Here is a 16,689-nt window from a genome sequence, read left to right as displayed (position 1 = left end):
AAACGACCTGCGGGGGTAACTACGACACATGAGGGCGAGTTTCCGGCTCGGCCGGATCGTGGGCGTACCTGTCGGGGTCAACTGGAGCGTCCTGGTCATCTTCGCGCTGATCTGGTGGGGGCTGTCGGCCAACCTGTTCCCGACGTCGTACCCGGACCGGTCGGTGGTCGCGTACGTGCTGGCGGGGCTGGCGGCGGCAGTCGTGTTCTTCCTGGGACTGCTGGCGCACGAGGTGTCGCACGCGGTGGTGGCCAAGCGCAACGGGTTGGGCGTCGGCGGGATCACCCTCTGGCTGTTCGGCGGGGTGGCGGAGTTGCGCGGCGAGGCGCGTACGCCCGGTGCCGAGCTGCGGATCGCCGGCGTGGGGCCGCTGGTCAGCCTGATCATCGGCGCCTTCTTCGGGGTACTCGCGATGCTGCTCAACCTCGCCGGGGTGCACGGGCTGTGGCTGGGCGTGATGGCCTGGCTGGGCGGGATCAACCTGCTGCTGGCGGTCTTCAACATCCTGCCGGCCGCCCCGCTGGACGGTGGGCGGCTGCTGCGGGCGGCGGTGTGGAAGGCCACCGGGGACCGGACCCGGGCGACGGTGGTGGCGGCGCGGGCCGGGTGGGTGCTGGGGCTGGCGCTGATCGGCTTCGGGTTGTTCCGGTTCCTCACCGGCGCCGGTGTGGGTGGGCTCTGGCTGGCCCTGATCGGCTGGTTCCTGATCGGCGCGGCCAGTCTGGAGGAGCGGCAGGCGCGGGTGGGCTCAGCGTTGCGGGGGATCCGGGTGGCCGACGTGATGACGCCGCAGCCGCAGACCGCCTCGGGCGAGATGACGGTGGCCGATTTCGTCGACAACTACCTGTTCGCCTACCGGCACACCGCGCTGCCGCTGACCGAGGACGGCCGACCGGTCGGCCTGGTCACCCTCGACCGGGTACGCGGTGTGCCGAGTGACGCGCGGGGCAGCACCACGCTGGAGTCGGTGGCCTGCCGCTCCGACGAGTTGGTGCTCGCCTCCCCCGACGAGCAGCTCACCGACCTGCTCCCGCGGCTCAGCGACTGCGCCGACGGGCGGGCGCTGGTGGTCGCCGACGGTCGCCTGGTCGGCATCGTCTCACCCAGCGACATCAGCCGGGCGGTGCAGCGCGGCAGCATGCGCGACCAGGTCACCGCCGGCCGCTGACGACACCGCCGAGCGCCAGCGCGGCGCCTGCTGAGTGCTCGATCCGGGATCGAGTGGTGTCAGCACCGCTCCGAGGCCACTCGATCCAGGATCGAGTGCGATCTTGAATGCCGGGCGGCCACGGGAGAGGGGCGGGGGCGAGCACGAGGGGCGGGGGCGAGCACGAGGGGCGGGGGCGACGCGCGGTCAGCGGGGGAAGAGGTGGTCCAGTTCCTCGGTGCGGAACCTGCCGGTCGGGTCCAGCCGGGTGAGCAGCGCGGCGAAGTCCGCCCAGCGGGGGTAGGTGGCCGCGATCGCCTCGGGCGGCAGGGTGAAGACCTTGCCCCAGTGCGGGCGTGGGGCGAAGGGGGCCAGGGCGCGTTCCACCTCGGCGAGCACCGGCAGCACCTTGGTGGTGTCGGCGATCCAGGTGAAGTGGATCGCGAGGGTGTCCCGGTCGTACTGCGGGCTCAACCACAGCTTGTCGGCCGCGATGGTCCGCAGCTCGCTGGTCTGCGACACCGGGGCGATCAGGTGGGCCACCTCGTCCAGCGCGGCCAGTGCCTCGGCGGCGTCGGCGCGCGGCAGGTGGTACTCGGACTGCAACTCGTCGCCGCTGCTCGGGGTGAAGCCGAGCCGGAAGTGCGGCAACCGCTCGTGCCACGGCCCGACCACCCCGAGCTGCTCGGTGCAGTTGACCGTGGGCATGCCGGGCACCGGGTGCCAGGGCCGGTCGGCCGCCGTGGTGCCGAGCCAGTCGGCGGGCGGTGGCGGCTGGTCGGCGAGCTGCTTGCGCCAGACCTGGGTGCCGAGGGTGGAGCGCCAGTCGGTGAAGACACTGACGCTGTACGCGGCGGCCAGCGCCTCGTCCAGCGCGGCGCGGGGCAGGTCCAGCCGGACGTACTGCCGGATGTCGTAGGTGGGCACCACGTCCAGGGTGACCCGGGTGACCACGCCGAGCGCGCCGAGGGCGACGACCGTGCCGGCGAAGTCGGCCGAGTCCCGGTCGACGGTGTGCAGGTCGCCGGTGCCGGTGACCAGTTCGAGTCCGGCGACGGCGGTGGCCAGGTTGCCGACGGTGACACCGGAACCGTGGGTGCCGGTGGCGACCGCGCCGGCCACCGAGATGTGCGGCAGGGAGGCCAGGTTGGCCAGCGCGTACCCCCGCTGGTGCAGCCAGGTGGCCAGGTCGCCGTAGCGGATCGCGGCCGGGACGTCGACGGTCCGGCGCTGCGGGTCGAGCCGGATCGTGTCCGGCAACCCGGACAGGTCGACCAGGTCGCCGGTGGTGTCACCGAGCCGGTTGAAGGAGTGCCCACTGCCCACCGCCCGGATGTGCTCGCTGCCGGCGACCAGCTCGCGCAGCTCGTCCACGGACGACGGCCGGTGGTACGCCCGCGCGGAGTACCGGATGTTGCCCGCCCAGTTGCGCTGCGTCGACACGCGACCTCTCCCTTCCGCGCCGACGGTTACCGTCGGCTCCGTCGGGGAACCCTACGCCGATGAGCAGCTACCGTGATCCCGCCCCTCGTGGCGACGTGTACCCCTCCGAGGAGGAGATCGACCCGACCGGCAGCGGCGTGTTCCCGGCCAGCGCGCCGACCGGTGCGTACCCGGCGGGCCAGCCCACCCCGCAGCCGTCGCCCACGCCGGGACCGGCGCCGTCGCCGGTGCCGACCCCCGGCCCGCCGCCTCGGATCGAGGGCGGTGCCCGGTCGATCGTCAGCCGGCACCTGGACGGTTCGGTCGCGGTGGTCACCGACTTCGACGGCGACGGTGTGGCCGACGTGGTGCAGTACGACCTCGACGGCGACGGGATCCCGGACGTCACCTACCTCGACAACGACCGCGACGGGCGGCTGGAGACCGTGCTGCGGACCCCGGCCCCCTGACGGACCGGGGTCGACACCGCACCGCCCAGAGCAGCCGCCCGCGCAGAGCAGTCGCCCGCCCAGAGCAGCCGCACCGCTCATAGCTGCGGCAGCACCTCCGAGGCGACCAGGTCCAGGTGGTCCAGGTCGCCAAGGTCGAGCACCTGGAGGTAGGCCCGCTGGCTGCCCACCGAGGCGTACCGGCCGAGCTTGTCGACCACCTCGGCGGGCGTGCCGGCCAGCCCGTTCTCGCGCAGCTCGTCCGCCTCCCGGCCGATCGCGGCGGCCCGCCGGGCCACCTCGGCGTCGTCCTTGCCGCAGCAGAGCACCAGCGCGTTGGACCAGGTCAACTCGTCCGGGTTCCGGCCGATCTCCTGGCAGGCGGCACGCACCCGACCGAACTGGGTGACCGTGTCGTCGATCGAGACGAACGGCAGGTTGAACTCGTCGGCGTACCTGGCGGTGAGCTGCGGGGTCCGCTTCGCGCCCATGCCACCGAGCAGGATCGGCGGGTGCGGCTGCTGCACCGGCTTGGGCAGCGCCGGTGAGTCGCTGACCTGGTAGTGGCGGCCGGTGAAGGCGAACGTCTCCCCCGGCGGGGTACGCCACAGACCGGTGATCACGGCGAGCTGCTCGTCCAGCCGGTCGAAGCGCTCCTTGAGCGCCGGGAACGGGATGCCGTACGCGCGGTGCTCGGCGTCGTACCACCCGGTGCCGATACCCAGTTCGACCCGGCCGCCGCTCATCTGGTCGACCTGCGCGACGGTGATGGCCAGCGGGCCGGGCAGCCGGAACGTCGCGGCGGTCATCAGCGTGCCGAGCCGGATCGAGCGGGTGTCCCGGGCCAGCCCGGCCAGGGTCGTCCAGGCGTCGGTGGGGCCCGGCTCGCCGCTGACCGACCCCATCTTGAGGTAGTGGTCCGAGCGGAAGAAGGCGCCGAAGCCGGTCTCCTCGGCGCGGCGGGCCACGGCCAGCAGGTCGTCGTAGGTCGCACCCTGCTGAGGTTCGGTGAAGATCCGCAGTTCCATGGACCGAGCATAGAAAGCCCAGCGCCGTACCGCCCGACTTGTGCCACCCATCTAGGGTGGTGCGGTGGGTGAACCGGTCGTCGCCGTCGCGGACCTCCACGTCACGTTCGGCAGCGTGACCGTGGTGCGGGACGTCGGCTTCGACCTGCCGGCGGGCGGCGCGCTCTGCCTGGTCGGTGAGAACGGTGCGGGCAAGTCCACCGTGTTGCGCTGCGTCACCGGCCTGACCGACCCCAGCGCGGGCCGGGTCCGGGTCTTCGGGGCCGCGCCGGACGGCTCGGCCGCGTTCTGGCGCCGGGTGGTGGCCACCGTCGAGCAGCCCAGTTGGTACGCCGGACTGACGGTGCGGGAGCACGTGGAGCTGGTCCGGCTGGCCGGTGGCGCCGACCCGGCCGACGGTCGGGTGGACGAACTGCTGTCCGTGTTGGGCCTGCGCGACCTCGGCGACGGTACCCCGGACCGACTCTCCTCGGGCGAGCGGCAACGGCTGCTGCTGGCCGCTGCCCTGGCCCGTCCGGCGGAGCTGCTGGTGCTGGACGAGCCGGAACAGCGGCTGGACGCGGCGATCCGGCCGGTGGTGGCCGGTCTGCTCGGCGACCATCTGGCCGCCGGTGGGAGCCTGCTGTTCGCCAGTCACGATCCGGTCTTCGTGGCCGCCCTCGACTGTCCGGTCCTCCGGCTGCACACCGGGTCACCGGCGCCCGACGCGGGCACATGGTCACCGGCGCCCAACCCGGGCACATGGTCACCGGCGCCCGACGCGGGCACATGACGCGGGTGGCCGAGGCGCCGACCCGCCGGGAGCCGCTGCCGCCGACCGCCCGCCGGCTGCGCCGCTGGGTGCGCCGGCGGCGGGCCGAACGCGCCCCCTCGCTCTCGCTGGAGAGCGCGTACCTGCTGGTGCTGACGGTGGCGATGGCGGTCGGGCTGTTCGGTCCGGGGGTCGGGTCGGCGATGTGGCCGGCGGCGGGGGCGGCCCCGCCGGACCGGCTGGTGGTGCTGGTGCTGCTGGGTGCGGGTGCTGTCGGCCTGATGCTGCTGTTGCGTCAGGCGGGTCCGTTGGTCCTGGGGCGTGGTGAGCTGACGTGGCTGCTGCCGGCGCCGGTGCCCCGGCGTGGTCTGCTGCTGCCGGCGCTGGTGCGGGCGCTGGCGGTCGGTGCGGTCATCGGCGCGTTGCTGGCGTTGGCCGGTGCCGCCCGCCTGGCGGTCCGCCCGGTCTCCGGGTCCGCCCTGGCCGGTTGGCTCGCCCTGGGTACGGCCGCCGGTGCGCTCCTGGCACTGCTCGCGATGGCCGCGCAGCAGCGGCCGGGGTACGCCCGGGTGCTGGACGCCACGCTGCCGGCGCTGTTGGTGGCGCTGGGCGCGACGGTGCTGCTCACCCGGGTACGACCGATGCCGACACTGTCCGGCGTCGACGCGCCGCCGCTCCCGCTCACCCTCGGCGTCCTGCTCCTCGTCGCGAGCCTCACCGCCGTGGCCGTCCGCGACCTGGCGCGCTTGCCCGACGTCCGGCTGCACGAGCCGTCGCTGACCGTCGGCACGTACCTGGACGCCGCGTACGCCGTCGAGCCGTCGTTCCTCGCCGACCTGCGCGAGCGCCGGTACTGGCGGCGGCGGGCCCTGCGCTCCCGGCCGCTGCGTCCCCGGTTCGGCCGGCTGGTGCCGCTGCAACAGGACCTGCTGGTGCTGCGCCGACGCGGGTGGCGGCTGGGCTGGCTGGCCGTGGCGACTCCACTGCCGGCGTTGCTCACCGCCGGTGCCGGCTGGCTGCCGGCGACCGCCCTGGTCCTGGGGGCGGTCACCACCGCCGGGGTCACCCTCGACGCGCTGCGCCACGACGCGGCCCATCCGGCGCTGCTGCGGCTGCTCGGGCTGACCGGCCGGCGGGCGGTCGCGATCCGGCTGGTCGTGCCGACGGTGCTGGCCACGGCCTGGTCCGGACTGGCCGTGGCGGTGCTGGGGTTGCTCGGTGACCTGCCGCCGGGCCCCTGGTGGGCGCTGGGGTTGGCGTTCGGCCCGACGGCCGCGATGATGGCCGTCCGGCGGGCACAGGCGGGCCGGATCGACCACTCCCTGCCCCTGGTCGTCACCCCGATGGGCGCCTTCTCGCCCGGCCCGGTGCTGTGGCTGCTCAACGGGACGGACGTGCTGCTGTTCGCGGCGCCCACGTTGGTCGCCCTCCTGGGTCCGGTGCAACCGGGCTGGGGTTGGGTCGCCGTCCAGGCGGTGTGCGCGGTGCTGGCGGTGCTGGCCTATCTACGTTTCGGCACGGACGGACGTCGCCCTCGGGTGTGAGTCACCGACCGTTCCAGCCGAGGTGGACGCAAATTCTTGCAGCGTTTTCAGTCATCCGCAAGAGGCTGCTCGCAGTTGAGTCGACGTGTGAATCAGAGGTTCCCAAGCATCGACGTCACTGTTACGGTCACGCCATCACCGCAACTTCTTGCATAGCTTGCAGGAATCTGTGCTGTCACCACGTCTGCCTGACCGTCCCCCGAGGAGGGCCCGTGCGAATCCCCCGTCCCCGCGCCGCGATACCCGCGGCCCTGGCCGCGACACTCGTCGCGGCCGGTCTCACCGTCGTCGCCGCCGGCACCGCGCCGGCCAGCGCAGCCGACGTACGCGTCAACGGCGACGCGATCGTCCACCTGTTCCAGTGGCGGTGGGACTCCGTCGCGCAGGAGTGCGAGAGCACCCTCGGGCCCCAGGGTTGGGGCGGCGTGCAGGTCTCCCCGCCGCAGGAGCACGTGGTGCTGCCCAGCGCCGAGGGCGCCACGTACCCGTGGTGGCAGGACTACCAGCCGGTGTCGTACCGGCTGGACTCGACCCGGCGCGGCACCAAGGCCCAGTTCGTCGACATGGTCGAGCGCTGCCGCGCCCAGGGCGTGAAGATCTATGTGGACATGGTGCTCAACCACATGAGCGGCACCGGTTCGGCGGGCAGCGGCCCGGGCAGCGCCGGCACCGTCTACAGCAAGTACAGCTACCCCAACCTGTTCAACGACGGTTCCGGCGACAGCTACGGATACGGCGACTTCGCGCCCTGCTATCGGCGGATCAGCAACTGGGGCAACAAGCAGGAGGTCCAGGACTGCGAACTGCTCGACCTGGCCGACCTGAACACCGCCGACCCCGAGGTGCGGCGCAAGATCGCCAAGTACATGAACGCGGTGATCGACCTGGGCGTGGCCGGCTTCCGGGTGGACGCGGCCAAGCACGTGCAGGAGGCACACCTGGGCGACATCATCAACCGGTTGCGGGACGTACCCGGTTTCGGCGGTCGGCCTGACCTGTTCCACGAGGTGTACGGCGACGGGACGATCCCCTACACCGCGTACGCGCCGTACGGCGGGGTGACCAACTTCGACTACCAGCGCGCCGTCTCCTCGGCGTTCCGCGACGGCAACATCGCCCAGTTGGGCAACCTGCCCAACTACGGCGGGCTCACCGCCGGGCAGGCGGTCGTCTTCGTCGACAACCACGACACCCAGCGCGAAAACCCGACGCTGACCTACAAGAGCGGCGCCCGCTACTACCTGGCGGACACGTTCATGATGGCCCACCCGTACGGTCGGCCCCAGCTCATGTCGAGCTACGCGTTCGGCTCGGTGCACGGGCAGGGCCCGCCCAGCTCGTCCAACGGCACCACGCTGGCCGCCGACTGCACCGGCAGCGCCTGGATCTGCGAGCACCGCAACCCGGGTGTGGCGGGCATGCCGGGCTTCCGCAACGCGGTCGCCGGCACCGGCATCGGGTCGGTGGTCACCGACGGCAACGGGCGGCTGGCCTTCGCCCGGGGCAACCGGGGGTACGCCGCCTTCAACGCCACCAGCAGCGCCTGGAGCCGTAGCTTCGCCACATCGCTGCCGGACGGCCGCTACTGCAACGTCGGCCGGGGCGCGTACGACCGGTCCACCGGAGCCTGCCCCGGCGGTGCGGTGACCGTCTCCGGCGGTGCCTTCACCGCGTCGATCGCGGCCGACCAGGCGGTAGCCCTGCACGTCGAGGCTCGCCTGGACGGGGCCACGCCGACCCCGACGGCGACCCCGACCGGCTCGCCGACCCCGACCGCCAGCCCGTCCGTCCCGGCCGGGTCGACGAGGTTCACCGCGACCGTCTCCACCAACCCCGGCCAGGAGGTGTACGTCGTCGGCTCGATCCCCGCGCTCGGCTCCTGGAACCCGGCGAACGGCGTCAAGCTCTCCACCACGTCCGGCAGCTACCCGACCTGGACCGGGTCGGTGTCGGTGCCGTCGGGCACCGCGTTCGAGTGGAAGCTGGTCAAGGTCGGCAACGGCACCGTGCAGTGGGAGAACGACCCGAACCGCACCGGCACCGCCGGCACCGCCCTGACCGCCACCTGGAACCAGCAGGTCAGCAACCCGCCGGACGCCACCACGGTCTCCTTCCGGGCCACCGCCACCACGACGCTCGGCCAGAATCTCTACGTCGTCGGTGACCTGCCCGCGCTCGGCGGCTGGGACCCGGCCAAGGGAGTCCGGCTGTCACCGACCGCCTACCCGGTCTGGACCGGAGGGCTGGGCGTGCCGGCCGGCACCACGTTCTCCTACAAGTACGTCAAGCGCACCGACTCGGGCCAGGTGGTCTGGGAGTCGGGCGGGAACCGCACCGCCACCGCCACCGGTTCGGTCACCCTGACCGACACCTGGCGCTGACCACGACCGACCGCACGCGGCCCCTCCCGACACCCGGTCGGGAGGGGCCGCCCCCGTTCTGCTCGGTCGACGGTCCCCCGCGCCCCCCTCGGGCGTCCGTCACCGGGCCGTCGACGGTCAGGGGGTCGCCCGCCGGATGATCAGGTAGCTGACGACGGCGAGCGGCAGCGTGAGCAGCGCCGGCCAGCCCACCAGCAGGGCGGCACCCGACTGGTCGGCGAACCAGCCACCGACCGCCGACCACCAGCCGCGCCAGGTCGCCAGGACCACGGCACCACCGATCACGACCAGCGCCACGGTGCTCAGGGTGAGCATGCCGTTGACGCCCCACCGCTTGAACACCAGCGCGATCGCGATCCCCAGGAAGCCGAGCAACAGGAATGGGAGCGCGAAGCCGAGGAACCGCAGCACCGGGTTCTCCACCCAGAGGAACGGAATGCCGAAGAAGGTCAGGTCGATGCCCCAGCCACCGGTGGCCTCCTCCACGAGCGACAGCAGGTAGAGCACGGCCGCGTAGATGATCGCCTGAACCCCGAAGCTGACCACGTTGCCGAGATAGAAGTTGCGGCGCGAGATGCCCAGCCCGATCGCGAACGGGAAGTCCTGCGTGATGCTGTTGACGCAGGCGATGAACATGACGACATAGATGCTGGCCAGTCCACCCGTGGTCGGCGTGGGGTCGATCGTCTCGTTCATCGAGGTGAAGAGCGCCAGGTTGATGAGGAAGCTGAGGGTGAGGATCCCCCAGGGCCAGCCGACCACGCTGGGCCAGGCGACGAACTGAAGCCGGGCGACGGTCAGGGCACGATTCATCGGGCAGCCTCCGTGCTGGTCGCGCCGGCGGCGTGTCCGTCGGTCGAGGTGGTCAGGCGCACCACGGTGTCCTGCAACGACGCGGCCTCCAGGGTCAGGCCCAGGGACCGGGCCCGCTCCCACTCGGCCGGGCCGAAGTCACCGCGCACGGTGGCGCGGGCCGTGCCGCCGAGCAGCATCCGGTGCAGTTCGGTGGCGGTACGGCTGAACTCGTCCACGGCTGCGACCGGGCCGGAGACGGTGAGCACCTGGCCGCGCAACGCCTCCGCCTCCTCGTCCAGCAGCAGCCGCCCGGCGTCGATCAGCAGCACGTGCTCGATCAGGTCGCTGACCTCGTCGATGAGGTGGGTCGAGAGCACGATCGTGCGGGGGTGTTCGGTGTAGTCGGCCAGCAGCCGGTCGTAGAAGATCTGCCGGGCCACCGCGTCCAGCCCGAGATAGGGCTCGTCGAAGAAGGTCAGCGGTGCCCGCGAGGCCAGCCCGACGATGATGCCCAGCGCGGAGAGCATGCCCCGGGAGAGCTTGCGGACGTTGCGCCTCGGCGGCAGCCGGAAGTCCTCGACCAACTGCTGCGCGAACTGCTCGTCCCACCCGGGGTGGACCAGGGCGGCGGCCCGCAGCACGTGCCGCACCTGGAGGTTCGACGGATAGGTCTGGCTCTCCTTGATGAAGGAGGTCCGGGACAACACGCTCTCGTTCTCGTACGGGTGCTGCCCGAAGACCGCGACCTCGCCGGAGGTGGCGAAGTTCTGCGCGGTGAGGATCTGCATCAGGGTGGTCTTGCCGGCGCCGTTGCGTCCCAGCAGGCCGTAGATCCGGTTTCCGGCGAGCGAGAAGCTGACCCGGTCCAGCGCCGTGACGCCGCGGTACCGCTTGGTCAGGTCCGTGACAGTGACGACGGGACTCATCGCTCCCCCTCCCAGGTGTCGATCATGCTCTTGAGTTCCGCCGGGTCGATGCCGAGCTTGCGCGCCTCGGCGAGCAGCGGTTGCACGTACTGCCGGGCGAACTCGTCGCGGCGTCGACCGCGTAGCACGGCGCGGGCGCCGGAGGAGACGAACATCCCGATTCCTCGTTTCTTGTAGAGCGTTCCGTCGTCGACGAGCTTGTTGACCCCCTTCGCGGCGGTCGCCGGGTTGATCCGGTGGAAGGCCGCCAGCTCGTTCGTGGACGGCACCTGTGCCTCCTCGGCCAGCGTCCCGTCCAGGATCGAGTTCTCCAGCAGCTCCGCGATCTGGAGAAAGATCGGTCGACCGTCCTCCATCACGTCCGCCGCCCTGGCCTGCCGCCCTGGTTAGCCGGTTCACTACTCATGTAACTAACCATGCAACCGAAGCGGTGCCGCTGTCAAGCCGGGGTGCGGACCGTTAACCTTCCGACCCGGCGTGCGCGTCTACGTACCGGGAGGTGCGCATGACCGACGGACACCCGGCGCCGCCGGAGGGCTTCGCCGAGTTCGTGACAGCCCGGTCCCCCGCGTTGCTCCGGTCGGCCTGGCTGCTGACCGGCGACGCCGGGCGGGCCGAGGACCTGTTGCAGACCGTGCTCGCCGCCGCCTGGCAGCGCTGGTCGACGGTGTCCACCGGACATCCCGAGGCGTACCTGCGACGCGCCCTGTTCACCACGTACGTGTCGTGGTGGCGCCGCCGGTGGCGGGCCGAGATCCCGTCCGCCGCACCGCCCGAGCACGCCGGCCGGAGCGACCCGGCCCGCGAGTCGGCCGACCGCGACGCGCTCCGCCGGGCGCTGGCCCGACTCAGCCGCCAACAGCGGGCGATCGTGGTGCTGCGCTACGCCGAGGACCTCTCCGTGGAGCGGACCGCCGAGGTGCTGGGCTGCTCGACGAACACGGTGAAGGTGCAGTCGTCCCGTGCCCTGCGCAGCCTGCGTACCGATCCGAACCTGGACCTGTTCACCCAACGGAAGGTCGTGTCGTGACCCGTGACGACGAGGACATCCGCCGACTGTTCGCCGACGCCGTCCCCCCACTGCCCGCCCCGCGCGACCGCATCGCCGAGGTCGGGACCCGGGTACGCCGACACCGTCGCCGGATGGTCACCGGCACGGCGGCGGCCGTCACCCTGGTCGTGGCGCTCGGCGTCGGCCTACCGGCGCTGTGGACGCCGGACCGGACCGGCCCACCGGTGACGACCACCGACCCGATCGGCGAGGTCGTCTGCCCGACCAGCCTCGCCGAGCAGCCCGACCTGGACGCCGTGCGCTACGGCGACGACGAGCCGCTCGTCCCGCCCGGCGCGGTCGAGATCACCAACTGCCAGGTGCAGGTCGACCCTCCGGGCATCGGACAGGAGCACCCCGGCCCGCGGACCCTCACCACCGGGGTGGACGAGATCGTCCGGTTGCTCAACGCCCAGCCGCTCAGACCAACGGACCGAGCCGGGCGACCGGTGCCGGCCGGGCAGATCGTGTGCACCGCACCAGGGGTAGACGGCGAGACGGTGCTGATACTGCGCTACTCCGACCGCGAGCCGGTGACGGTCTGGATGAGCGGCGCCTGCCGTGTGGCGGTCACCGCCACCCACGGGCGGGGAGCCGATTTCGAGGTCTTCTCGACGTTCCTCGACCGGTACCGGGAGCAGCTCGCCGTGACCACCGACCCGGCCGCGATCACCACCCCGGACTGCCCGGCCACGATCCCCGCCGACCGGGTACGGAACAAGCCGTCCAACCCCGGGCCGCCGGACCGGATCCGGCTCAACAACAGCGACCGTTACGTGACAGTCCTGCCGACCCCGCTGGTCGAGGTCACCGCCTGCCGGTACGAGGTGGCCGACGACACCGCCGAACTGGTCCGGCAGGAGCGACGGCGCGCGGGAGCCGACGACCTGCGCCCGGTGCTCAACGACACGTTCGACCGAAAGGCCGAGAGCAGCGACTGCGGCGAGTGGCCGGGCTACCCCGCGCCCACCGCGTTCGACACGCTGACCGTGGCCGACGCGACCGGCGCCACGGCCGAATTCTGGGTCCGGCACACCCCGTGCCAAAGCGCCCGGCGTCTCTGGAGCGTCAACAACCAGGTCACCGCGCCGCTGCTGGACGCGCTCACCGACCTGCTCGGCCCGCCGCCCGCCCCGTAGCGATCAGGCGTACGGGGGACGGGCGTACGCGGCCCGGAGGGCGGCCAGTCCGGGCGCCTTCGGGCTGAGCGTGCCCCAGCCCGAGTTGAAGTAGTTGGTCCGGGCGATGAACGGGCCGCGCTCGGCGTTGAGCCGGGCGATGGCGGCCGGCACGGTGGCGATCCAGGCCGACTGGTCGGGGATCTCGGCGACGCGTACGCCCCACTCGGCGATCAGCACCGGGCGGGCCAGGGCCACCGGGCCGAGGTCGGCCACGGCCCAGTCCTTGGTCCTGCGGAACCGGTCCAACGCGGTGTGCGAGGCGCTGGTGGCGTAGACGTTCCACTGGAGGAAGTCGAGCCGCGACATCAGCGACTCCGGGTGGGTGCGCTGGAAACAGGGCCGGTCGAAGCCGCCGAGACCGACCGAGAAGGTGGTGCCCTGCGGCAGCGACTTGGCCCGGAACCAGTTCACGATGTACGTCATCGCCTGCACCGCACGCACGTCCGACTCCGCCCAGGTGTACGCCCGGCCGGACTCGGTGGTGCCGAACTCGTGGTCGGTGTCCAGCTCGGAGGCGAGCTGGATGTTCACCCCGAACCCCATCGTCCGGTACTGCGACAGCGCCCGGGCGAAGAGTCCGTCGCACTGTCCGGCGAGCACCTGGTCATAGCCGTACGCCTTGGGCCAGACCGCGCCGGGACGCTGTTGGATGGTCATCGCCGGGGCGGGCACGACGTAGCGCACCCCGTCGACGGTGAAGGTCTGCGCCCCGGTGTCGGCCGCCCCGTAGTGCTTCAGCTCCAGCACCATGTTGATCTGGATCCCGCCACGGCCGAGTGTGACCAGCCACGGCCGGTTGTACCCGGGGAAGACGTAGCTGTCGGCGAAGCTGCGGTACTGGGTCAGCGACCGGAAGTTGCCGCCGGCCATGTCGGCGGTCGGGTCGGCGTTCCCGGCCAGGTAGTAGCCGCCGAGCACCGGCGGCGTGATCGCGTAGTCGACGGCGGCGCTGGCGGCCTGACCGGTGGAGTCGCGCACGGTGACGGTGACCCGGGCCATCACGCCACCGCCCGGTACACGGCCACCGATCCGTTGTCCGACACCCGCGTCCAGGTGCGGCCGGAGGCGTCGGTGACGGTAATGGTGAGCGGGTCGATGACGGCGGTGACCTTGGCCGGCGCGCTGCTGTTGCCCTGCGCGTCGGTGACCACGACGGTGACGGTGAGCGTCTTGGTGTCCGGGTCGCCGTAGGTGACGGTGAGTAGCATCTGCGCCCCGGGGGCGTAGGTGCTCGCGTTGAGGGCGGCGGTGACGGTGGGAGCGGCCATGACGGCTCCTTCCTGGTCGCGGTGACCGGCGGGCTGCCCCGTCGGCCCGGCGGGAGGTGCGGCGACGGCCGGAGCGGGCGGATGCCCGGTCCGGTGGAGGGTTCGGCGTGATGACGGTGGCGACGTCGCTGTCGGGCGGGGCGGGGCATCCACCCGGTCACCGGGCGGCCCAGTCGGACGTGGCCCGCCGTCCGCAGCCTCTCCACCTGCTACAACAGTGCGTCAGGAGAGGGCCCGTTGTCCTGTCTATTTACGGACATATCGATTATTATGAGGATGGCGCATGAAGTACCTGATGTTGATCTACGGCAACGAAGAGGTCTGGGGCAGCCTGCCGGAGGGCGACCTGGCCACGCTGATCGGCGAGGTGGACGCCTTCAACCAGGCGCTGCGCGACTCCGGTGAACTGGTCGACTCGCAGGGGCTGGAGGTCCGACCCCGGGCGGTCCGCATGGTCGACGCCGCGCCGGTCGTCACCGACGGGCCGTACCTGGAGGCCAAGGAGTACGTCGGGTCGTACTTCGTGGTCGACGTGGACAGTGAGCAGCGTGCGCTGGAGATCGCCCGGTCGTATCCGGGGCTGCGGATGGGCACCGGGATCGGCGGCGGCCTGGAGATCTGGCCGCTGATGACCCAGGACGGGGCCGGAAACTGAGCCTGGACGAGCCCACGGTCGACCTGCTGCGCCGCCTCGCCCCGCAGGTGCTGGGCACCCTGGTACGCCGCTACGGCGACTTCGCCACCGCCGAGGACGCGGTCCAGGAGGCGCTGGTCGCGGCCGTCGAGGCGTGGCCGCGCGAGGGCGTACCGGAACACCCGGCGGGCTGGCTGCACACCGTGGCCGCCCGCCGGTACGTCGACCAGGTCCGCGCCGAGACGGCCCGGACCCGCCGGGAACGGACCGCTCACGACGCCCTGCCGCGGGACGCGCTCGTCGCGCCGCCACCGGACGCCGCCGCACCGCCCCGCGACGACCTGCTGGAGTTGTTCCTGCTCTGCTGCCACCCGGCACTGCCCGCACCGGCGCAGCTCGCGCTCACCCTGCGGGCCGTCGGCGGGCTCACCACCGCCGAGGTGGCCGCCGCCTTCCTGGTGCCGGAGAAGACCATGGGGCAGCGGATCGTGCGGGCCAAACAGCGGCTGCGCGAGGCGGGCGCACGGTTCGCCACGCCGCAGGCGGCGGAACAGGGCCGTCGGCTGGCCGTGGTCCGGCAGGTGCTGTACCTGATGTTCAACGAGGGGTACAGCGCCAGCAGCGGCCCCGACCTGCGCCGCGCCGGCCTGACCCGGCAGGCGCTGCGGCTGACCCGCCGGTTGCACGAGCGACTGCCGGACGACGGGGAGACCGCCGGACTGCTCGCGTTGATGCTGCTGACCGAGGCGCGGGCGGCGGCCCGGGTCGGCCCGGAGGGCGAACTGGTGCCGCTGGCCGAGCAGGACCGTGGGCGGTGGGACCGGACGGCGATCGCCGAGGGCTGCGCGCTGGTCGCGGCGAGCCTCGCCACCTCGCCGCCCGGCCCGTACCAGGTGCAGGCCGCCATCGCCGCAGTGCACGCCGAGGCACCGAACACCGAGGAGACCGACTGGCCGCAGGTCCTCGCCCTCTACGAGGTGCTGGAGCGGATGGCACCCAACCCGGTGGCGACGCTGAACCGGGCGGTGGCGGTGGGCATGGTGCGCGGGCCCGAGGCCGGGTTGGCGCTGCTGGCCGAGGTGGAGTCGGGCCTGCTCGCCGACCACCACCGGCGGTACGCGGTCCGCGCCCACCTGCTGGAGCTGGCCGGCGACCGGAGCGCCGCGGCGGTGGCCTGGCGTCGGGCGGCCGACCTCGCCGGCAATGACGCTGAACGGCGGCACCTGCTACGCCGCGCCGCCCGCTGCGAGAGTGACCCAGGACACAGCGGCGATCGGTAGAAGTGGCCGGTCCGGCTCCGATCCACCGGTGAGCGGCGGGTGCCCGCCGCAGACTGCGGAGGTACGGAGATGACCAAGGTGACCGCGCAACTGTCGGTGTCGCTGGACGGCTGCTACGCCGGCCCACGACACGACGGGACCGGCGACTGGATGCACTCGGCGGAGAGCCACGGCTTCTTCCGGGTCACCCGCTGGGTCACCGCCGCGATGTCGTGGCGCGAACGGCAGGGTTTCGCCGGTGGCGAGCACGACGTCAACTCGGAGATCGTCGCCGAGTCGTTCGGCGCGGCCGGTGCGTACGTGATGGGGCGGCGGATGGCCGACGGCGGTGAGGTGCCGTGGGGCGACGAGCCGCCGTTCCGGGCCCCGGTGTTCGTGGTGACCCACCGGCCCCGTCCGACGCTGCTGCGCCAGGGCGGCACCAGCTTCACCTACGTCACCGACGGGGTGGCCGCCGCCGTGGCACAGGCCCGCGAGGCGGCCGGCGGCAAGGACGTGGCGGTGGCCGGCGGCGGCAGCCTGGTCCGGCAGGTGCTGCGGGCCGGCTTGCTGGACGAGGTGGAACTGCACGTGGTGCCGGTGGTGCTCGGCGACGGCCTGCGCCTGTTCGACCCCGACCTGGGCCTGGACGACTTCGAGGCGATCGAGATGTCCCCCATCCGGGTGGTGCCCACCCCCGAGGTCACCCACATCCGGTACGCCGTACGCGGCCGTGCTCCGCTGGTCCTGGACGACCGGGGCCGGGGCACCGGCACGCCCGAGTGAGCGTGGGCCGACGGGTCGCCGCATCCCGGGCAGAGGGGACAACGCGCAGAGGTGTGCCGCCCTTAGA

The 16,689-nt window shown here is 72.5% G+C and carries 17 protein-coding genes; 10 read left to right on the top strand and 7 right to left on the bottom strand.

All coding sequences use genetic code 11. The features are described from left to right. Positions 1-28 precede the first annotated feature (28 nt). A complete protein-coding gene (locus tag ABT008_RS23265; protein WP_350698377.1) occupies positions 29-1,168 on the top strand; it encodes a site-2 protease family protein in 1,140 nt (379 codons plus the stop codon). A 186-nt stretch (positions 1,169-1,354) separates the two neighbouring features. On the opposite strand, the gene ABT008_RS23260 is transcribed toward ABT008_RS23265, so the two are convergent. Continuing rightward, positions 1,355-2,590 (bottom strand): D-arabinono-1,4-lactone oxidase, encoded by a 1,236-nt coding sequence (locus tag ABT008_RS23260; protein ID WP_350698375.1) that lies wholly within the window; start codon positions 2,588-2,590, stop codon positions 1,355-1,357. A 59-nt stretch (positions 2,591-2,649) separates the two neighbouring features. Here ABT008_RS23260 and ABT008_RS23255 point away from each other — a divergent pair, with 59 nt between their 5' ends. After that, the gene (locus tag ABT008_RS23255) at positions 2,650-3,039 is read left to right on the top strand and encodes a thrombospondin type 3 repeat-containing protein (RefSeq protein WP_350698373.1); all 390 of its coding nucleotides are present in this window, start codon (positions 2,650-2,652) and stop codon (positions 3,037-3,039) included. A 77-nt stretch (positions 3,040-3,116) separates the two neighbouring features. Here ABT008_RS23255 and ABT008_RS23250 read toward each other — a convergent pair whose 3' ends face one another. Next, positions 3,117-4,046: an LLM class F420-dependent oxidoreductase gene (locus tag ABT008_RS23250; protein ID WP_350698371.1), complete on the bottom strand. Its 930-nt coding sequence runs from the start codon at positions 4,044-4,046 to the stop codon at positions 3,117-3,119. 64 nt (positions 4,047-4,110) lie between these two features. Here ABT008_RS23250 and ABT008_RS23245 point away from each other — a divergent pair, with 64 nt between their 5' ends. The 3 genes from ABT008_RS23245 (at position 4,111) to ABT008_RS23235 (ending at position 8,722) form a co-directional block, all read left to right on the top strand. Beyond that, positions 4,111-4,818, top strand: a complete 708-nt coding sequence (locus ABT008_RS23245; RefSeq protein ID WP_502890489.1) for an ABC transporter ATP-binding protein — start codon at positions 4,111-4,113, stop codon at positions 4,816-4,818. Then, on the top strand, positions 4,761-6,341 hold the full coding sequence (locus ABT008_RS23240; RefSeq protein WP_350698369.1) for a DUF6297 family protein: 1,581 nt from the start codon (positions 4,761-4,763) through the stop codon (positions 6,339-6,341). Before ABT008_RS23245 ends, ABT008_RS23240 begins: the two co-directional genes overlap by 58 nt. Before the next feature lie 212 nt (positions 6,342-6,553). Further along, positions 6,554-8,722 (top strand): carbohydrate-binding module family 20 domain-containing protein, encoded by a 2,169-nt coding sequence (locus tag ABT008_RS23235; protein WP_350698367.1) that lies wholly within the window; start codon positions 6,554-6,556, stop codon positions 8,720-8,722. A 117-nt stretch (positions 8,723-8,839) separates the two neighbouring features. On the opposite strand, the gene ABT008_RS23230 is transcribed toward ABT008_RS23235, so the two are convergent. From ABT008_RS23230 to ABT008_RS23220, 3 genes are read right to left on the bottom strand one after another with little or no spacing between them, the layout of a single operon-like run. Further along, the gene (locus ABT008_RS23230) at positions 8,840-9,535 is read right to left on the bottom strand and encodes an ABC transporter permease (RefSeq protein ID WP_350698365.1); all 696 of its coding nucleotides are present in this window, start codon (positions 9,533-9,535) and stop codon (positions 8,840-8,842) included. After that, complete coding sequence (locus ABT008_RS23225) at positions 9,532-10,443, bottom strand: ABC transporter ATP-binding protein (RefSeq protein ID WP_350698363.1); 912 nt, start codon at positions 10,441-10,443, stop codon at positions 9,532-9,534. Before ABT008_RS23225 ends, ABT008_RS23230 begins: the two co-directional genes overlap by 4 nt. Beyond that, positions 10,440-10,799, bottom strand: a complete 360-nt coding sequence (locus ABT008_RS23220) for a GntR family transcriptional regulator (protein ID WP_350698362.1) — start codon at positions 10,797-10,799, stop codon at positions 10,440-10,442. Before ABT008_RS23220 ends, ABT008_RS23225 begins: the two co-directional genes overlap by 4 nt. Before the next feature lie 149 nt (positions 10,800-10,948). On the opposite strand from ABT008_RS23220, the gene ABT008_RS23215 reads away from it, so the two are divergent. Then, positions 10,949-11,473 (top strand): SigE family RNA polymerase sigma factor, encoded by a 525-nt coding sequence (locus tag ABT008_RS23215; protein WP_350698360.1) that lies wholly within the window; start codon positions 10,949-10,951, stop codon positions 11,471-11,473. Beyond that, entirely contained in the window at positions 11,470-12,633 is a 1,164-nt protein-coding gene (locus ABT008_RS23210; RefSeq protein ID WP_350698358.1) for a hypothetical protein, read from the top strand. The genes ABT008_RS23215 and ABT008_RS23210 overlap by 4 nt, the downstream gene beginning before the upstream one ends. Positions 12,634-12,636: 3 nt before the next feature. Here ABT008_RS23210 and ABT008_RS23205 read toward each other — a convergent pair whose 3' ends face one another. Then, positions 12,637-13,674, bottom strand: coding sequence for a hypothetical protein (locus tag ABT008_RS23205; RefSeq protein WP_350698356.1), 1,038 nt, complete (start codon positions 13,672-13,674; stop codon positions 12,637-12,639). After that, positions 13,674-13,943, bottom strand: coding sequence for a hypothetical protein (locus tag ABT008_RS23200; protein WP_350698354.1), 270 nt, complete (start codon positions 13,941-13,943; stop codon positions 13,674-13,676). Before ABT008_RS23200 ends, ABT008_RS23205 begins: the two co-directional genes overlap by 1 nt. Positions 13,944-14,226: 283 nt before the next feature. Here ABT008_RS23200 and ABT008_RS23195 point away from each other — a divergent pair, with 283 nt between their 5' ends. From ABT008_RS23195 to ABT008_RS23185, 3 genes are all read left to right on the top strand, one after another. After that, complete coding sequence (locus tag ABT008_RS23195) at positions 14,227-14,598, top strand: YciI family protein (protein WP_350698352.1); 372 nt, start codon at positions 14,227-14,229, stop codon at positions 14,596-14,598. Between the two features lie 2 nt (positions 14,599-14,600). Then, complete coding sequence (locus tag ABT008_RS23190; protein WP_350698556.1) at positions 14,601-15,857, top strand: RNA polymerase sigma factor; 1,257 nt, start codon at positions 14,601-14,603, stop codon at positions 15,855-15,857. Between the two features lie 69 nt (positions 15,858-15,926). Then, on the top strand, positions 15,927-16,622 hold the full coding sequence (locus tag ABT008_RS23185) for a dihydrofolate reductase family protein (protein WP_350698350.1): 696 nt from the start codon (positions 15,927-15,929) through the stop codon (positions 16,620-16,622). Positions 16,623-16,689 lie beyond the last annotated feature (67 nt).

The sequence above is a fragment of the Micromonospora sp. NPDC002389 genome, assembly GCF_040296095.1.
GTDB lineage: Bacteria > Actinomycetota > Actinomycetes > Mycobacteriales > Micromonosporaceae > Micromonospora.
Note: the sequence above shows the minus strand (reverse complement) of the source record. Positions and strands in the feature narration are given on the sequence as shown.

Excerpts from the sequence above, each read along its gene's own strand:
- ABT008_RS23205 (WP_350698356.1), bottom strand. The coding sequence starts at position 13,674 with ATGGCCCGGGTCACCGTCACCGTGCGCGACTCCACCGGTCAGGCCGCC.
- ABT008_RS23265 (WP_350698377.1), top strand. The coding sequence starts at position 29 with ATGAGGGCGAGTTTCCGGCTCGGCCGGATCGTGGGCGTACCTGTCGGG.
- ABT008_RS23215 (WP_350698360.1), top strand. The coding sequence starts at position 10,949 with ATGACCGACGGACACCCGGCGCCGCCGGAGGGCTTCGCCGAGTTCGTG.
- ABT008_RS23230 (WP_350698365.1), bottom strand. The coding sequence starts at position 9,535 with ATGAATCGTGCCCTGACCGTCGCCCGGCTTCAGTTCGTCGCCTGGCCC.
- ABT008_RS23225 (WP_350698363.1), bottom strand. The coding sequence starts at position 10,443 with ATGAGTCCCGTCGTCACTGTCACGGACCTGACCAAGCGGTACCGCGGC.
- ABT008_RS23185 (WP_350698350.1), top strand. The coding sequence starts at position 15,927 with ATGACCAAGGTGACCGCGCAACTGTCGGTGTCGCTGGACGGCTGCTAC.
- ABT008_RS23250 (WP_350698371.1), bottom strand. The coding sequence starts at position 4,046 with ATGGAACTGCGGATCTTCACCGAACCTCAGCAGGGTGCGACCTACGAC.
- ABT008_RS23200 (WP_350698354.1), bottom strand. The coding sequence starts at position 13,943 with ATGGCCGCTCCCACCGTCACCGCCGCCCTCAACGCGAGCACCTACGCC.
- ABT008_RS23195 (WP_350698352.1), top strand. The coding sequence starts at position 14,227 with ATGAAGTACCTGATGTTGATCTACGGCAACGAAGAGGTCTGGGGCAGC.
- ABT008_RS23255 (WP_350698373.1), top strand. The coding sequence starts at position 2,650 with ATGAGCAGCTACCGTGATCCCGCCCCTCGTGGCGACGTGTACCCCTCC.
- ABT008_RS23220 (WP_350698362.1), bottom strand. The coding sequence starts at position 10,799 with ATGGAGGACGGTCGACCGATCTTTCTCCAGATCGCGGAGCTGCTGGAG.
- ABT008_RS23240 (WP_350698369.1), top strand. The coding sequence starts at position 4,761 with ATGGTCACCGGCGCCCAACCCGGGCACATGGTCACCGGCGCCCGACGC.